Origin of the sequence: Spiroplasma litorale, from assembly GCF_001267155.1 — a bacterium.
In the GTDB taxonomy this organism is placed as follows: domain Bacteria; phylum Bacillota_I; class Bacilli_A; order Mycoplasmatales; family Mycoplasmataceae; genus Spiroplasma_A; species Spiroplasma_A litorale.
On the sequence record NZ_CP012357.1, the window covers coordinates 388,277 to 402,939 of the forward strand.

Below are 14,663 nucleotides of genomic sequence, written 5' to 3' on the forward strand. Positions count from 1 at the left end.
ATATAAATATTGTATCATTAAAGGGGTTTTTATATTTGGACATTGTTTTAGCAACTAATAATAAAAATAAAATTAAAGAATTTAAAAGTTTATTAAATGTTAATAATCTATATAGTTTAAAAGACATGGGGATTGATGAAGAATTACCCGAAAATGGTAATACATTTATAGATAATGCATTACAAAAAGCAAGGTATGTTGCAAATATTACAAATAAAATTGTTATTGCAGATGATTCAGGTTTATCTATTTGTAATTTAAATAATTTTCCAGGTGTTCATTCAGCGAGATGAGCTCTTCCTATAGAAGATTATAAAATAATTAATGAAATGATATTAAAAAAAATGTCTAACAATAATTTAAATTCTATTGATCAAAGAAAATCTTATTTCACTTGTGTCATAGCTTTTGTAGATCCGATCAATAATGTTGAAAAAACATTTGAAGGTCGATTAAGTGGTTATATATCATTTAAACAAAAAGGTTCACAAGGGTTTGGTTATGATACAATATTTTCTATATGCAATAGTGATTTAACACTTGCAGAAATGTCTTTTGAAGAAAAAAATAAACTATCCCATAGAAAAATTGCTTGTGATAAATTTATAGATTTTTTTAAAAATTATAGTTAAGGATTAAAATGAGAAAAGTTAATATAGTTTTATTTGAACCTGAAATTGCAGCAAATGTTGGTGCAATTATGAGAACTTGCGCACTCATTGATGCTAAATTACATTTAATTGAACCATTTGGTTTTATATTTGATAAAAGAAATTTTGCAAGAACAAGTGCTAATAATTTTGAAGCTTGTGAGTATGAAAGATATGATGATTTAAATGATTTTTTTGATAAAGTTAAACCTAATAAATCTTTTTTTTTGACGAGATACGGAAAAAAACCTTTAAGTAGTTTTAATTTTAATGAAATAAATGAAGAAGTATACTTATTCTTTGGTAAAGAATCTACTGGGCTACCATTAAATTTACTTAAAAATAATATTAATCATTGTTTTAGATTCCCTATGGTTGATAATGGAAGAAGTTTAAACATCTCAAATTGTGTTGGTATTGCTTCATATGAAGTTTTAAGACAATGAGACTACTTAAATTTAAGTAAAGTTGAAGTTGAAAAAGGTTCAGATTATATAGAAAAAATAGATAGCAATTAAGAGGTGCGAGATGAGTTTTGAAAAGTTTGGATTTAAAAAATTTATAAATGATGCAATTGTCGAAATTGGTTTTAAAGAACCAACAGGAATACAAAATAAAGTAATACCTTTATTAAAAAAATATTCTTCTGTAATTGCTCAATCTCATACAGGTACTGGTAAAACTCATGCTTTTTTGTTACCTGTTATAAATAATATAAAACAACAAGAAAAAAAAGTTCAGTGTTTAATAATAACACCAACAAGAGAACTTGCAAGACAAATTTTTAACAACACAAAAGAATTGTTAAAATTTAATAATGATATAAATGTTTCAATGTTTGTTGGTGGAGAAGATTTTGAAAAACACACTAATTCTTTATTAGATAAACAACCACAAATTGTAATTGGAACCCCTTCAAGACTTAAAAAATTATATGAAGAAAATTATTTAAAATTAACAACTTCAAATTATGTAATTATTGATGAATGTGATATGATATTTGACCTTGGTTTTATAGATGAAGTAGATTTTTTATTATCAAAGATCAACAAAGAATGCAATATATCTTTATTTTCTGCAACTTTAAATAATGAATTAAAACCTTTTTTAAAAAAATATCTAAAAAATGCACACTACATAAATAATTTAGAAAATTTATCAACTAACAAAAATATAGAACATATATTAATATGAACTAGAAATAAAGATAATAAGGAAGTTATTAGAATTTTAACAGAAAAAATAAATCCCTATGTTTGTATTATTTTTGTAAATAAAAAAGAGGAAATTAAAAGTATTGTAAACTGATTTAAAGAGTTCAAGATTGATAATTTTACAGAATTGCATGGTGATTTAGATCCAAGGCAAAGAGTAATAATACAAAAAAGAATAAAAAATATGGATTTTAAATGAATTATAGCAAGTGACGTTGCTGCTAGAGGAATTGACATTGATGGTGTAAGTCACATAATTTCTGTTAATTTACCAAATGATTTAAATTATTATATTCATCGTAGTGGGAGAACAGGAAGAAATAAATATGAAGGAATAAGTTATGTTCTTCATAATTCTGATAACCAAGATAAAATTAATAAATTAAAAACTAAAAATATTTCTTTTACAAATATGAAATTAGTAAACGGTGAATTGATAAAAATCGAACAAAAACAAAAAAAACAACCCAAAGAAAACTCAGCACTTGCGACTGAGACAAGTAAAATAATAAACAAATATAAATCAAAAAAAATTAAACCAGGTTACAAAAAAAAGCGTAAACTTGAAATAGAAACATTTAAAAAACAGTTAAAAAGAAAACACATTAAAGAATCAATTGAAAAAATTAAAAAAGCAAAATACATAAAAAGAAGAGAAGATTTATTTGAAGAATAATAATTTTCATATAGTATTAATGTAAAGTAATTTAATTTATAATATTAATGTTTAAAGGGGTTATTATGGAAATTAGCGAAAGAATTGAAAAATTATTGAAGGAAGTATCTTACCAGGTTTATGAAAAAGAAACCATTTTTAAATTAGCAATGTTAGCATTGTTAGGTGAAGAATCAATATTTTTACTTGGAAAACCAGGTATTGCCAAATCACTTATTTCACGTAGAATGAAATTTGTTATTTCAGGTGGTACAAATTTTGAGTACTTAATGAGTAAGTTTTCAACACCAGAAGAAATATATGGTCCAATTGATTTAAGACTTTTAAAAGATGGTAAATATGTAAGAGTTGTTGACGGATATCTTCCATCAGCAAATATAGGATTTTTAGATGAAATTTGAAAAGCAGGACCAAGTATACAAAATACATTACTTACTATAATAAATGAAAAAATATTCAGAAATGGTGGAGTTGATATCAAAGTTCCACTTAAACTATTAATCTCAGCTTCAAATGAATTACCTGCTGAAGGTGAAGGGCTTGAAGCTCTATTTGATAGATTTTTAATTCGTTATGTTGCAACAGGACTAACTAATAAAGATAACTTCGAACAATTACTTGATGGGGAATCATCTCTAGATGTAGAAGTTGACCCAAATCTTCAAATTACTTTAGAAGAATTAAATGCATGAAGAAAACAGTTAAAAGAAGTTAGATTAAGTAGAAAAGTACTTGATTTTATTCACTACTTTAGAAATAAATTACATAGAGATACAAATGGTGAAGCTTATATATCAGATAGACGTTGAAAAAAAATATCTGGTTTAATAAAAACAAGTGCATTTTATAATGGTAGAGCACAAGCCGATATACCTGATTTATTTATAATTCCATATTGCATTTGAGATAATGTAGATCAAGAAGAAAAGTATAAGAATATATTTACATCTGCATTTCTTGAACAATTTGGTTTAGAATGAAGAACTGAAAAAAATAATTTATTAAACCAACTTGATGTAATTAATTCACAAATTGGACAAATTGAAGCTCAATTTTTAAGATTAACACCATTTGACAATCCCTTCAAAAATAAATTAACTGGGACTTATTATTTAATTAACTTTACTGATGGAGGTAGTGAACATAAATGTTGTTTCATTTCAGCGGCAGATTGAAATAAAATGCGAAATTTACCTTCAGAGAACTTTCAAATGGATTTACATTTTGGACCTAATCAAATGAAATATGTAGGTACACAAAAAACGTTGGTACGTGCATATAAAGCAGACCAAATTTTATTTGTTAATGAAAACAAAAAATATCAATTAAATAATGAAAGTTCAATGGAATACAATAATCAAATTAAAAATTTAGGTATGCAACTAAAAGAATTTGAAGCAAAGTATAAAGAACTATCATTTAAGATGTTATCAGAGTATAAAAAATATACTCAAATGAAATGTATATTTTTTAATGACGAATACAATAAAAGAATTGCAGAAGCCTTCGATTCAAAGCTTAAAGAGGATAGTCAACAATTAGATAATTCTCAAATTAATAACAATTCTGAAATGAGTGCTATAAGTTAAAAAATATTGTTTTATTTTAAGGAGCGATTATGAAATTTGATTCTGAAATCCCAATGAGTGAAATTAACAAAGAAATTGAAAAATTACGTCAAAAAGATTTACACAATAGTGATTTTTTAATGTTTAAAAAGCAAAATGAATTTGCTGCCGAACAATTAGATGATAAAATTAATAATTTTTATAGCGCTTCAAACTTATCAACCATTAAACAAATTAAATTACCCGAACCAATAAGAAAAGAAATTATTTATTATAACTATATTTCTGATAAATTTGATGAAGTTAGCTTCGCAAATAACTTAAGTTTATTAAAGAGTAAATTAATTGAGTTCGATTCACCTTTTTCAACTTATATTGATACAATGGAATGAAAAATAGAAAATGGTTATTTTGAGTTAAAAGGAAGAGATTGATTAACTGAGTTTTTTAGAACTTGGACTTTTATGCTTACTAAAAGAATCCTAGATTTTAGAATGAAAGCAGTAGAAGATTTAAGATATAACTATTTAGTTGAAGTTTATTCAATTATAAAAAACTATGGGCGATATGCAAAAATTTATAAAACAATGTATGACGTTTTTGGAAAGTTAGCTAATATTGAAGATGAACTTAAAAATCAAAATATTGAATCAATATCTAGGTTTGCTGAATTTTTATATAAAGATCCATCGATATTAAGAATTGCAGAACTTTTAGGTCGTTTAAATGGTGAAGATGACTTAATGGAAAAAAACATAACAGAACAAATCGTAACTTATCCAACATATAAAAAACTACCATATAACCCTGAAGAAATAGTTGGTCTAACAACTTCAAAAGACATTGAAAGATTATTACCAATGGAATTTGCAAGTTTATTTGATGAAGATTTTGAAATTGTTTTTTTTAAAAAGTATATAGAATCACAATTACAAACTTTTTTATTTGAATCTAACGAAAGAGTTATTGAGCATGATATTGAAGAAGTCGAATACGAGGCTCCTATACCCTTAGAACAAGGTAAATTTATAATTTGCATCGATACATCAGGTTCAATGGAAGGTGCTGGTGAATATATTTCAAAAGCACTTGCATTAGCTGTTTCAAAAGTTGCATTAAAAGAAGAAAGAGATCTTTTATTTATAAATTTTGCAAATGAATATGTTGATGAATTTAGTATTAATGCAAAGCATTTAAATATTAAAAAATTACTAGACTTTTTATCTAAATCTTTTTATGGTAGAACCAATTCAAAAAAAGCATTTTTAAAAATGGTTGAAAAAATGCATACAGAAGAATTTAGAAGAGCTGACTTAATAATGATTTCAGATTTTATGATGGATTCGCCACCAAATTCAATAAGAAAAAAAATTGCAGAGCTTAAAGAAAATTATAATAGGTTTCATTCATTAGTTGTTGGCACAATGCCGAATGTTGAAACTCAAGAAGTTTTTGATAATGTTATGTATTATGACCCTAATGATCCATATGCTACAACACAAATTGTTAAATCACTAAATGATACTTTAAGAGATTTAAGGGAACTTAAAGATGAAGAGGTTGCATTCAGGGATGAACAATTTGCAAAACTAAATGCTGTTAGAGACAAAAAAAGGTTTAGAGAAGTTCAAAAAGAATCACCAAAATTTAAAAAACTAGAAGAGAAAAAACGTAAGTTAAAAGAGCTTGAAAATGAAGCATAGAATGTGAGTAGGGTTATGGAAATTGAAGAAAAATCAAATCAGTTAATAGTTTATTTAGAAAATGATGAGGATCTTTTTGCACAAATAACAGAAATCATAAGACTATATAGGTTGGTAACTGTTAGGTTGACTGGATATGGTTATTTAAAAAGACTAGAATATGGTGTATTAAGCACAGTTGAACCATTTTTTTTAAATAAGCACCTTATTGAAGATTTGATAACAGTACCAACAGTTAATGGTATGATTTACAACAAAGATGTTAATTTAATGATTTCATCAGTAGATAAAGACAATAATAAACAAGTTGGTAGATTAATTAGTGGCGTTGTTGTTGATTCTTTTACTTTATTTTTTGATGTCTTAGCAACAGAATAAACACTTATATTTTTATAAACTAAAATATTTACTTTAAATGTATTTTTTGAAAATAAGGTAGTTATTTTTTTAAATTTTTAGTATAATCTAATTAATCTTTATGCAATTGAATTTTAAGCATCGCATAGAGGTAAAATGAGAAAAAATGAGGTGAAGATAAAAAATGATTGGTATTGTTTCAACAGCATACTTCACAGTAAAAGACCGTCCAGGTATTAAAACAGTGAAAAAATATTGATGGCGTAATGTGGTTATTCAACATCTGAAATTTAGAGGAAAAGCATTTATTATAGCTACTACAGGATATGGTAAAGCCAATGCTGCTATGGTAATTACTTATTTGATGGAAGAATATCCAAGTCTTGAAACAGTTGTTAATGTTGACTTAGCTTTATCTACAAATGATAAGTTTGATACAACAGACACAGTTCTAGCAACTAAGTTTATTTATAGAGACGCTGATTTAACTGTTTTTAAAGATATAAAATATGGACAAATCGTACATGAACCAGAAGCATTTTCATTTAATACTGAATTTGTAAACCAAGTTAAGAATTTTAAATTAGGTGTTTCTGATGGAATTGTTGGTACAGCAGATATGCTTATCTATAATTCAAAACAATTTAAAGAAATGGTTGATAAATACGGTCAAACAATTGACGTAATTGATACAGAAGCAGGAGCAATTGCTCAGGTTACTAAAAAATCAAGTGTTAACTTTATTGCTTTAAAAATTATGTATAACAATGCATTATCTCCATGAGATAATGATCCACTACATAAATTTAAAATTTATGAAACTACTAACACTTTAAAATATCTTTTAGCAAGATTGTTTAACTTACTTTCATCAAGACTTGTTTTAGATTTTACAAAAAACAACAATGATGAATTAGAAATTATTAACGAATTATTTGAATTAAGTCATGACGCTTGACCAAAAATGTTCAAGAAAAACGTTGTTAAACTTGTTTCAGGTTTAGGACCTTCATTGATGTTAATTGATAAAAAAGGAGTTACTCCTGAAGCTCTTGACATTGTTGAAGTAATGAAGAAAAAAATTGAAGACGAAGGACCAAGTAAAATTATTCTTGGAGAAGATGAATGAAAAAACGCTCCAAAAAAATGATTACGTAAATTAATGTTCTTACAAAATATTCATGTTAATGATGATGAATTATTGTGAAATAAATCAGCTAAATATGATTTACAAACTGAAAAAATGTTTTCAATTGAAGAACTTGCAAAACAAATTGCAAAAGTAATTGCAGATCGTTCACAAGATAAATCATCATATACTTATGATGGTGGAACAGTTATTAAAAAACACTTACTTGTAGCATTGGATGCTTCTATATCATTCTACATTACTCATAATGAAACACATGAGTTTGTAGAAACTGCAAGTCAAGGTTCACAATTAGTAGCAAATGAATTTATGAAATTCTTAAACGAACAATTAGCAGAAGTTGAATCACCATTTTCAAAAATAGTGATTTATATTAAAATACCAGCAATGGGAGCTGCTAAACTACCTGTATATATAACTACAAAAAATAAAGTAAACACTCCTATTTCATTCAGTGGTTACTCACAAAAAGATCAAAAAGTATATACAGTTGTTGATATTACTAGAAATGATTACGACCCATTAAAAGTTGGATCATTTAAAGTAACAATTCGTTTAAAAAACGATAAATAATTTCAAAAAATAATAAAAAAGCACCCGAGAAGGTGTTTTTTTATTATTTTTAATTTATACTATTTTTATTAGAGGTTTAAAAAATGGGCAAAAGAAAACTTAGTGAAGAAGAAGTTACAAATTCTGCAACTCAAGCATTTCAAGATTTATTGGATTTGGTTTTCATTGATTTAGAAAAAAAAGATAACAAAAAACAAAAAAATAATGAAATTGATAATTCTAAAAGTATATATATTAAAGCAGTTAATAGCCCAAAAAAAACTTTAGACAGTATAATAAACAATGCAAAAAGTGAAATAAGCAACATAAAAAGTAAATGTCAAAAAAACTATTTCTTAGACCCTGAAGAAGAAATTATCAAAAAAGCAAAAGATAAGGGTAAATCCCAATATGATTCTGACGTGTTACGAGAATTAATATTAAATAGACAAAAAAATAAAAGACTTTCAAATAATGGCTTATTGAAAGTAATTGAAAACGCCAAAAAAAATAATTAGTAAATTAAACAAGGTTGAGGAAAATATGGGAATAGATACATTAAATAAGGATGAAACAGAAGTAACTGTTGATTATAATAATCAAGATAATGAAGTTACTGTTGAAGAAACAATAACTCCAATTATAAAGAAAAAAATAGATAAAAAGGTAGTTAAAACATTACTAAAAAAAGATGATCAAGAACAATTGTTTTATATTGAAAATAAAATAATATCAAAAAAAGAACAAACATTGCTTGTTCAAGAATATTTTAAGAAAAAGTTTTGAAAAGAACTTTTGTTATTAATGCTTTCATCTTTATTGATTACAATTGCATTCGACTATTTTGTAACTCCAACAGGTAGAACAGGACTTTTTCCTGCTGGAATTGGAGCTATGGCAAGATGATTTTCTATTTTAACTTTCCCAATAGATAGACAAATGCAAGGTTCATTTTACTTTATATATTATTTTTCAATAAATATACCTTTATTTATTTTTGGATACATTAAGTTAGGAAAAAATTTACTTATACAACATTATTATTTATAATATTTCAAATTGCATTTGACCAGTTTTTCCAAAATATGCCATATATTAACCCCTTAGAGTTTAATTTTATTGTTAATTTTTATGAGGTAAATAGTCTTCCGGGTGCATTCAATACATCAATTTGACTGTTTATATTTGCTGTAATTGCTGGTTCAATACTTGGTGTTGCATACTCAATTGTATACAGAATTGGTTCATCAACTGGTGGTAGTGATTTTTTAACAATTTATTATTCAAATAAAACAAATAAATCTATAGGTTCGATAAATAGAAATGTTAACTTAATAATTTTAGGAACAATTATTGTCTTAAATACAATAATTTTACCAGTATCGTTAATTAACAGTGATATTAAAATGAGTGTTTTAAAAGGGGTTGGAGTTGAAGAAGCCTATAATTCTGGTCTACTAGAGCAAATGTGAAATTTTGCAAAAGCAGCTAACAATGAAAGACCAGATTATAATATGACAAATATATTAAATAATTTCAATTCACCATTAAATTTAATGGATAAAAATACCTATGATTATTTAGTTGAGTATATATGTAAAAATAAGTTTGATGGTGATTTATCAGCCGGATTAGTTGCTAAAATGAAGGTTTTATTCATATTTGGTCCTTCTTTATTTTCATCAATTGTGCTTGTTTTAACAGCAGGTATAACAACTAATACTATGTATCCAAAATTTAAAATAAGAACTTTTATGATGGCAACTAATAAACCCAAAGACATCAATAAGCTTTTGGTTGAAAAAGGTTATCAAAATGACATATTGAACTGAGATGCAACAAACAGAATAAGTGGAAATTATTTGCATAGAAGTGTAGTGATGGTTGCGATGACGGTTTTAAACTGACACCAAATTGAGAGAGAAGTTTTTTTAAAGGACCCTGAAATAAAAGTGACAATATTAAAAACTAAAAAAGTTAAGGGTATTTTTAAATATGATATTAAAAATAACGAACAAAGAGATACTGTTATGCATAAAGTAAGAAATAATGAAAAAGAGCTTGAAAAAATTAAACAAATTGCCATAGTTAGATTAAATAAAGAAAATGAAAAGTTAAATAAAAGATTAAACAAAAAAACTGGAAAATCTAAAAAGCAACAAAACTAATGTAAATAATTTTAATTATTTAAACATTTAACACATTTTTTGTTTATAATTATTTAGGTAATGGTGATTAAAAATGAATTTTTCAGAACTAGAGCAAGTAGTTATTAATATGTTCGATTTGAAATTAATAGAGCTAAGAAAAGAAATTCCATCAATTAAATTTTCAGATGTAATAGGTTATTTCAATAACATAATATTAAAAAACAACAAAGTTATTGATCTCAATGATATTGCATTTTATATTATGAATATAAAAGTTAATAAAGTTTGTGAATATATAAACTTTTTAGAAATATCATTAGCAAATAATTCAAATATTAAATTGGATTTAGAAAGCATCTTAGAGGGATAAGTGATTTAAGTGAGTAAAAAGAATAAGAAAAAAAGTATTAAAAAATCATCAATATTTAAGTTTTTTTCTATCTTTATTATATTAAGTTCATTAATTGTTGGTTTATTTTTCTCGTCAACAGCTTTTGCTGATAATTATAAATTAGGCTCAGATTTTAAAGGATACTATTCGGCTCTTGTTAGTGTGGACAATAATAATAATGAAAAAAATAGTGATAATCAACCAAATGGTGATGCTAAAGAGGGTGCAAAAGTACTTAATGATAGACTTAACCCAATGGGTAGCAATCAAATAATTATTGAAACAGCAGGAAAAAACTTTTTAAAAGTTATGTCTCCAATTGACATATATGAAAGTGAGACTGTTTTTGCCAACCAAATTCAAAGAAATGGTGGTATAGTTCTTTTAAATAGTGATAACAAAGATATCCAATTATCTGGTGAAGATGATAAAGTAACAAGAAAAGGAATAAATGAGTATTTTAAATCTGCATCTGCAACAACTATAACTGGTAGAACTTCAAAAGAACCTGCAATTTCTTATGAATTAAATGGTGATAGTTTTTCATCTTTATTTCCTTCTGATGAAAATAATGCATCTCCACTTAATTTAAAAATCATGATTGATGCAGATGGTTTTTTCAATGACATTAGAAACTTTTATAAACTAATATCAGGTGATAAAAAAGACCGTGTTAATGCGTTTTTTGATTATATAATAGACCCTTTAAGAACAAAATATAAAGGTAGTGATGATGATACAAAAGCTATATTATATGATTTATTTTATGGTAAATGAAAATCTGAAACTTCTGGTGGTATTTCAGATTTTCGTTACGGATCTTTAATGAACGATACAGAAATTACTAGAACAAGTTTTGTGAATGAAATAGTTGACTCATTTACTTACGAATCAGACACTTCTAAATATGTTTATGATGCAAATGCAAAAACTGAAGATTTTACAACTGATGAAGGACAATATAAAAATAAAATTAAAATTTATAAAGAGGGTCAAGGTCATAATTTAGTTGATTTTAAAAGAATTGACAGCGCTTTTGGTTTGTTAACTTCAAATTTAGTTAGCTTCTACAACGATAATAAAGCAACAATTCAAAATAAACAAAAAAAATACTATACAACAATGGAAAGTTACTTTTTATTTAGTGGTTCTATTATTAAAAATGGTTCTGAAGGTAATGACGGATATATAAAAGATAATAATTTATATACAAAAGTTGAAAATGATTCTAAAGCAAGAATTGGTGCATCATTATTCAATAGTTCAGGTAAAGGTTATGTATTTAAAGTTAATAGTGTTGCAACCCATAAAGCAGCAGTTACTAACATAATGCTAATAATTGGTATTGTTTTTATAGCAATTGTAACTTTATCTTTAATTATATACATGTGTTTCTTCTATAGAATTCTTGGGCTTTTTGCAATGATAATAACTTTATCAATAATAGGAATCACATTAGTAACTTTAACAATGTGATTTGGATTAACAATTGGTCCTGAAACAATAATCGCTTTATTTATTATTACAGCAATTAATGTCGAAATATTCACGATGATATTTGAAAATATGAAAGAGAGTTACTTCTTAAAACAAAGAGGTATAAAAACTAGTTTTAATATTTCATTTAAAGAGAATATTTCTTTAATGCTTGATATTTTAGTTTCATTACTTATACCAGCAATAAGTATGTTTTGAATAACTTCAAATACAATTCAATCATTTGCAATTATCTTGACAATCGGTAGCTTAGCATCAGTTCTTTTAAGCGTTTTAATTGGTTTGATATTATTTAAAGTAACAGTCCATACAAATTTAATGTCTAAATTCCAAAATTTATTTGCATTAAATACAACTTCAACAAATTATAGTTTTTCAACTTTATTTTTAAATATTAAAATAAACAACATTAAATCTAAAATTGAAAAAAATATAAATAAAAATAATGAGTCAAGTAATATTACATTAAATGAAAAATTAAAATTACTAGAAAAAAAACTTGATGATAATATTCTGAAAAAAGAAGAAAAAGCAAAAATAAAAAATGATAAAAAAATAAATAAAATCAACCTTAAATTGGATAAATTAAAGGTTAAAATAAATAAACTAGACAAAGAAAAAAATGCTTATAGATATCAAAAAATTGAATTCAAAATTAAAGATCTAAATTATCTTTTAGGTAATGAAAATATTGATATTCTTGATAATCAAAATGATGTTATAGTAACTTCTACAAAAGAAAAAATAAAAATCAAGTCTTCAGAAAAAATAATTTACACAGGTTTTAAAGCCATACCTTTAATCTCATTGATTTTTATAATTTTATCAATCGCTCTTGGTTTTTTAATAGGTGTAAAATATGATAATACTTTTGGTGGAAGAACTGAATATACCCTTTGAGGTGACAGAATTGATACTGTTTATGATCAATTCTCGAATAGCGATTTCGATGAAGCACCATCAAATTTAAAAGATAAAGTAAATTCATTAATTAAAGAATATGAAGATTATAAAAGTGAAAGTCATTCAAATGATGAAAAAACTTTCAAAAAAACAGAAGTTGTTAGCGAATTTTTAAATTACTCATTCCTAAATGAAAGTGTTGTTAACTTCTTTGCTAATGCAGCTTCTACAAAACAATATAAAAATACAAGTTTTGATGTAACAAACGGTACTTCATTCGCATACAAAAATGATAATACTAATCAACAAAATAATGTTAATTGAATTACCTTGAGTGTATTTACAACAGATAATACTCAGTCTTCAATTATTAAAAGATTTTTTAGTAGTTTGTATGTTTCAAAAGAAGATGAATCAACTCAAGATTCAGGATTTATTACAAAACGTATTGCGCCATCAACAATGCTTGATCTAACAATACAACTTGCTTATAGTGTTTTAGCAATTGTACTAGCATTGATAATATATATAATTATTAGATTTAAATGAACTTACTATGTTGCAATGGCAATTGGTATTGTCTTAGTTCCTTTAGTTTTAAGTGCGGTTATAATAGCACTTCAAATACCTTTGGGTAGTTTAACAATTATTGGAATCACTGTATCTATTATCTTTGCAATTACAACATGTTTTGCAATTTTTGGAAAAGTTAGAGGTTTAATATCTTCTAAAAATGAAAAATCTTTATTTACATACTTTAGCAAAGAAGTTGAGTATGCCTACCAAATTAGAGATAAAAAAAGACAAATAAACCATGAAATATTTTTAGAAAAACAAGCAATTAAAATTAAATTAAGTGAAAAAGAGAATACTCGTGAAGAGATGAGAGAACTTAATTTACAGTTTAATAAGTTTGTTTATGAAAAAAAATTAGAATACAAAAAATTTGCACGTGAAAATAAAGAATTAATTTATAAAGTTGCAAAAGAAAATAATTATTTGTCAGAAGTATTAGCAAAAACTTTCAAATTTGGTATTAAAAGATTTATGTTAGTTTCATTACTATTTTTATCACTATCTTTATTATTGATAATCGCAATTAATCCAATAATTTATTTTGGAATATCAATAATTTTAGGAGTTGTATTAGCAAATCTGTTTGTATTATTTGTTTCACTACCAATATTTATTTTCTTAGAAAAATGAAGAATTAGAAATAATCTTGCAAGAAAAAGATTTATTAATAAGTTAGTGGTTACAAACGAAGAACAAATAATTGAAGGTATTAATGATTAAGAGGTTTTAGATGGATCTAAAAGAATATGTAATTGAAATAAATGATTATCCAATTCAAGGTGTAAATTTTAAAGATATCACACCACTATTAAAAAATTCTCAGTCATTTAAATATGCAGTTGATAAGATGTCTGAATATGTTAAAAAAGTTGGAGCAACAATAATAGTGGCTCCTGAAGCAAGAGGTTTCTTATTTGCTTCTGCAGTTGCTTATGCTTCCAATTGTGGTTTTGTAATTATTAGAAAACCAAATAAGTTACCAAGAGAAGTATATGAAGCATCATATGAACTTGAGTATGGGGTGAACAATCTTCAAATCCACCAAACAGATTTAAAAAAAGAAGACAAAGTTGTAATAATTGATGATGTATTAGCAACTGGTGGTACAATTCATGCAATAATTGAATTAATTAATAAAAGTGGTGCAAGCATTTGTGGGATGGCTTTTTTAGCAGATTTAACATATTTGCACGAAGATGAATTATTCTCAGAATACAATAAATTAAGCCTTATACACTATTAATATATAAAAAAATAATCTTTTTGAAATTGTCAA

General features: G+C 25.3%; 13 protein-coding genes. All 13 read left to right on the forward strand.

Annotated elements, in window-relative coordinates:
- Window positions 1-35 precede the first annotated feature (35 nt).
- The 13 genes from rdgB (at window position 36) to SLITO_RS01995 (ending at window position 14,630) form a co-directional block, all read left to right on the forward strand.
- Window positions 36-632 (forward strand): RdgB/HAM1 family non-canonical purine NTP pyrophosphatase, encoded by a 597-nt coding sequence (gene rdgB / locus SLITO_RS01935; RefSeq protein WP_158500616.1) that lies wholly within the window; start codon window positions 36-38, stop codon window positions 630-632.
- 2 nt (window positions 633-634) lie between these two features.
- Window positions 635-1,168, forward strand: a complete 534-nt coding sequence (locus tag SLITO_RS01940; RefSeq protein ID WP_144416395.1) for a tRNA (cytidine(34)-2'-O)-methyltransferase — start codon at window positions 635-637, stop codon at window positions 1,166-1,168.
- Window positions 1,169-1,178: 10 nt separating this feature from the next.
- Complete coding sequence (locus SLITO_RS01945) at window positions 1,179-2,540, forward strand: DEAD/DEAH box helicase (RefSeq protein WP_075058105.1); 1,362 nt, start codon at window positions 1,179-1,181, stop codon at window positions 2,538-2,540.
- Between the two features lie 65 nt (window positions 2,541-2,605).
- Window positions 2,606-4,129: an AAA family ATPase gene (locus tag SLITO_RS01950; protein ID WP_158500617.1), complete on the forward strand. Its 1,524-nt coding sequence runs from the start codon at window positions 2,606-2,608 to the stop codon at window positions 4,127-4,129.
- Window positions 4,130-4,158: 29 nt separating this feature from the next.
- The gene (locus SLITO_RS01955) at window positions 4,159-5,811 is read left to right on the forward strand and encodes a vWA domain-containing protein (protein WP_075058106.1); all 1,653 of its coding nucleotides are present in this window, start codon (window positions 4,159-4,161) and stop codon (window positions 5,809-5,811) included.
- A 15-nt stretch (window positions 5,812-5,826) separates the two neighbouring features.
- Window positions 5,827-6,189: a hypothetical protein gene (locus tag SLITO_RS01960; protein ID WP_075058107.1), complete on the forward strand. Its 363-nt coding sequence runs from the start codon at window positions 5,827-5,829 to the stop codon at window positions 6,187-6,189.
- 163 nt (window positions 6,190-6,352) lie between these two features.
- Window positions 6,353-7,891 (forward strand): cytoskeletal motor fibril protein Fib, encoded by a 1,539-nt coding sequence (gene fib / locus SLITO_RS01965; protein WP_075058108.1) that lies wholly within the window; start codon window positions 6,353-6,355, stop codon window positions 7,889-7,891.
- A gap of 83 nt (window positions 7,892-7,974) precedes the next feature.
- A complete protein-coding gene (locus tag SLITO_RS01970; protein ID WP_075058109.1) occupies window positions 7,975-8,388 on the forward strand; it encodes a hypothetical protein in 414 nt (137 codons plus the stop codon).
- Window positions 8,363-8,920 (forward strand): YitT family protein, encoded by a 558-nt coding sequence (locus SLITO_RS01975; protein ID WP_075058110.1) that lies wholly within the window; start codon window positions 8,363-8,365, stop codon window positions 8,918-8,920. Before SLITO_RS01970 ends, SLITO_RS01975 begins: the two co-directional genes overlap by 26 nt.
- An 8-nt stretch (window positions 8,921-8,928) precedes the next feature.
- Complete coding sequence (locus SLITO_RS01980; protein WP_235443381.1) at window positions 8,929-10,038, forward strand: YitT family protein; 1,110 nt, start codon at window positions 8,929-8,931, stop codon at window positions 10,036-10,038.
- Window positions 10,039-10,111: 73 nt separating this feature from the next.
- Window positions 10,112-10,390: a hypothetical protein gene (locus SLITO_RS01985; RefSeq protein WP_075058112.1), complete on the forward strand. Its 279-nt coding sequence runs from the start codon at window positions 10,112-10,114 to the stop codon at window positions 10,388-10,390.
- 9 nt (window positions 10,391-10,399) lie between these two features.
- Entirely contained in the window at window positions 10,400-14,107 is a 3,708-nt protein-coding gene (locus SLITO_RS01990; RefSeq protein WP_075058113.1) for a protein translocase SecDF, variant type, read from the forward strand.
- Window positions 14,108-14,117: 10 nt separating this feature from the next.
- The gene (locus SLITO_RS01995) at window positions 14,118-14,630 is read left to right on the forward strand and encodes an adenine phosphoribosyltransferase (protein WP_075058114.1); all 513 of its coding nucleotides are present in this window, start codon (window positions 14,118-14,120) and stop codon (window positions 14,628-14,630) included.
- Window positions 14,631-14,663 lie beyond the last annotated feature (33 nt).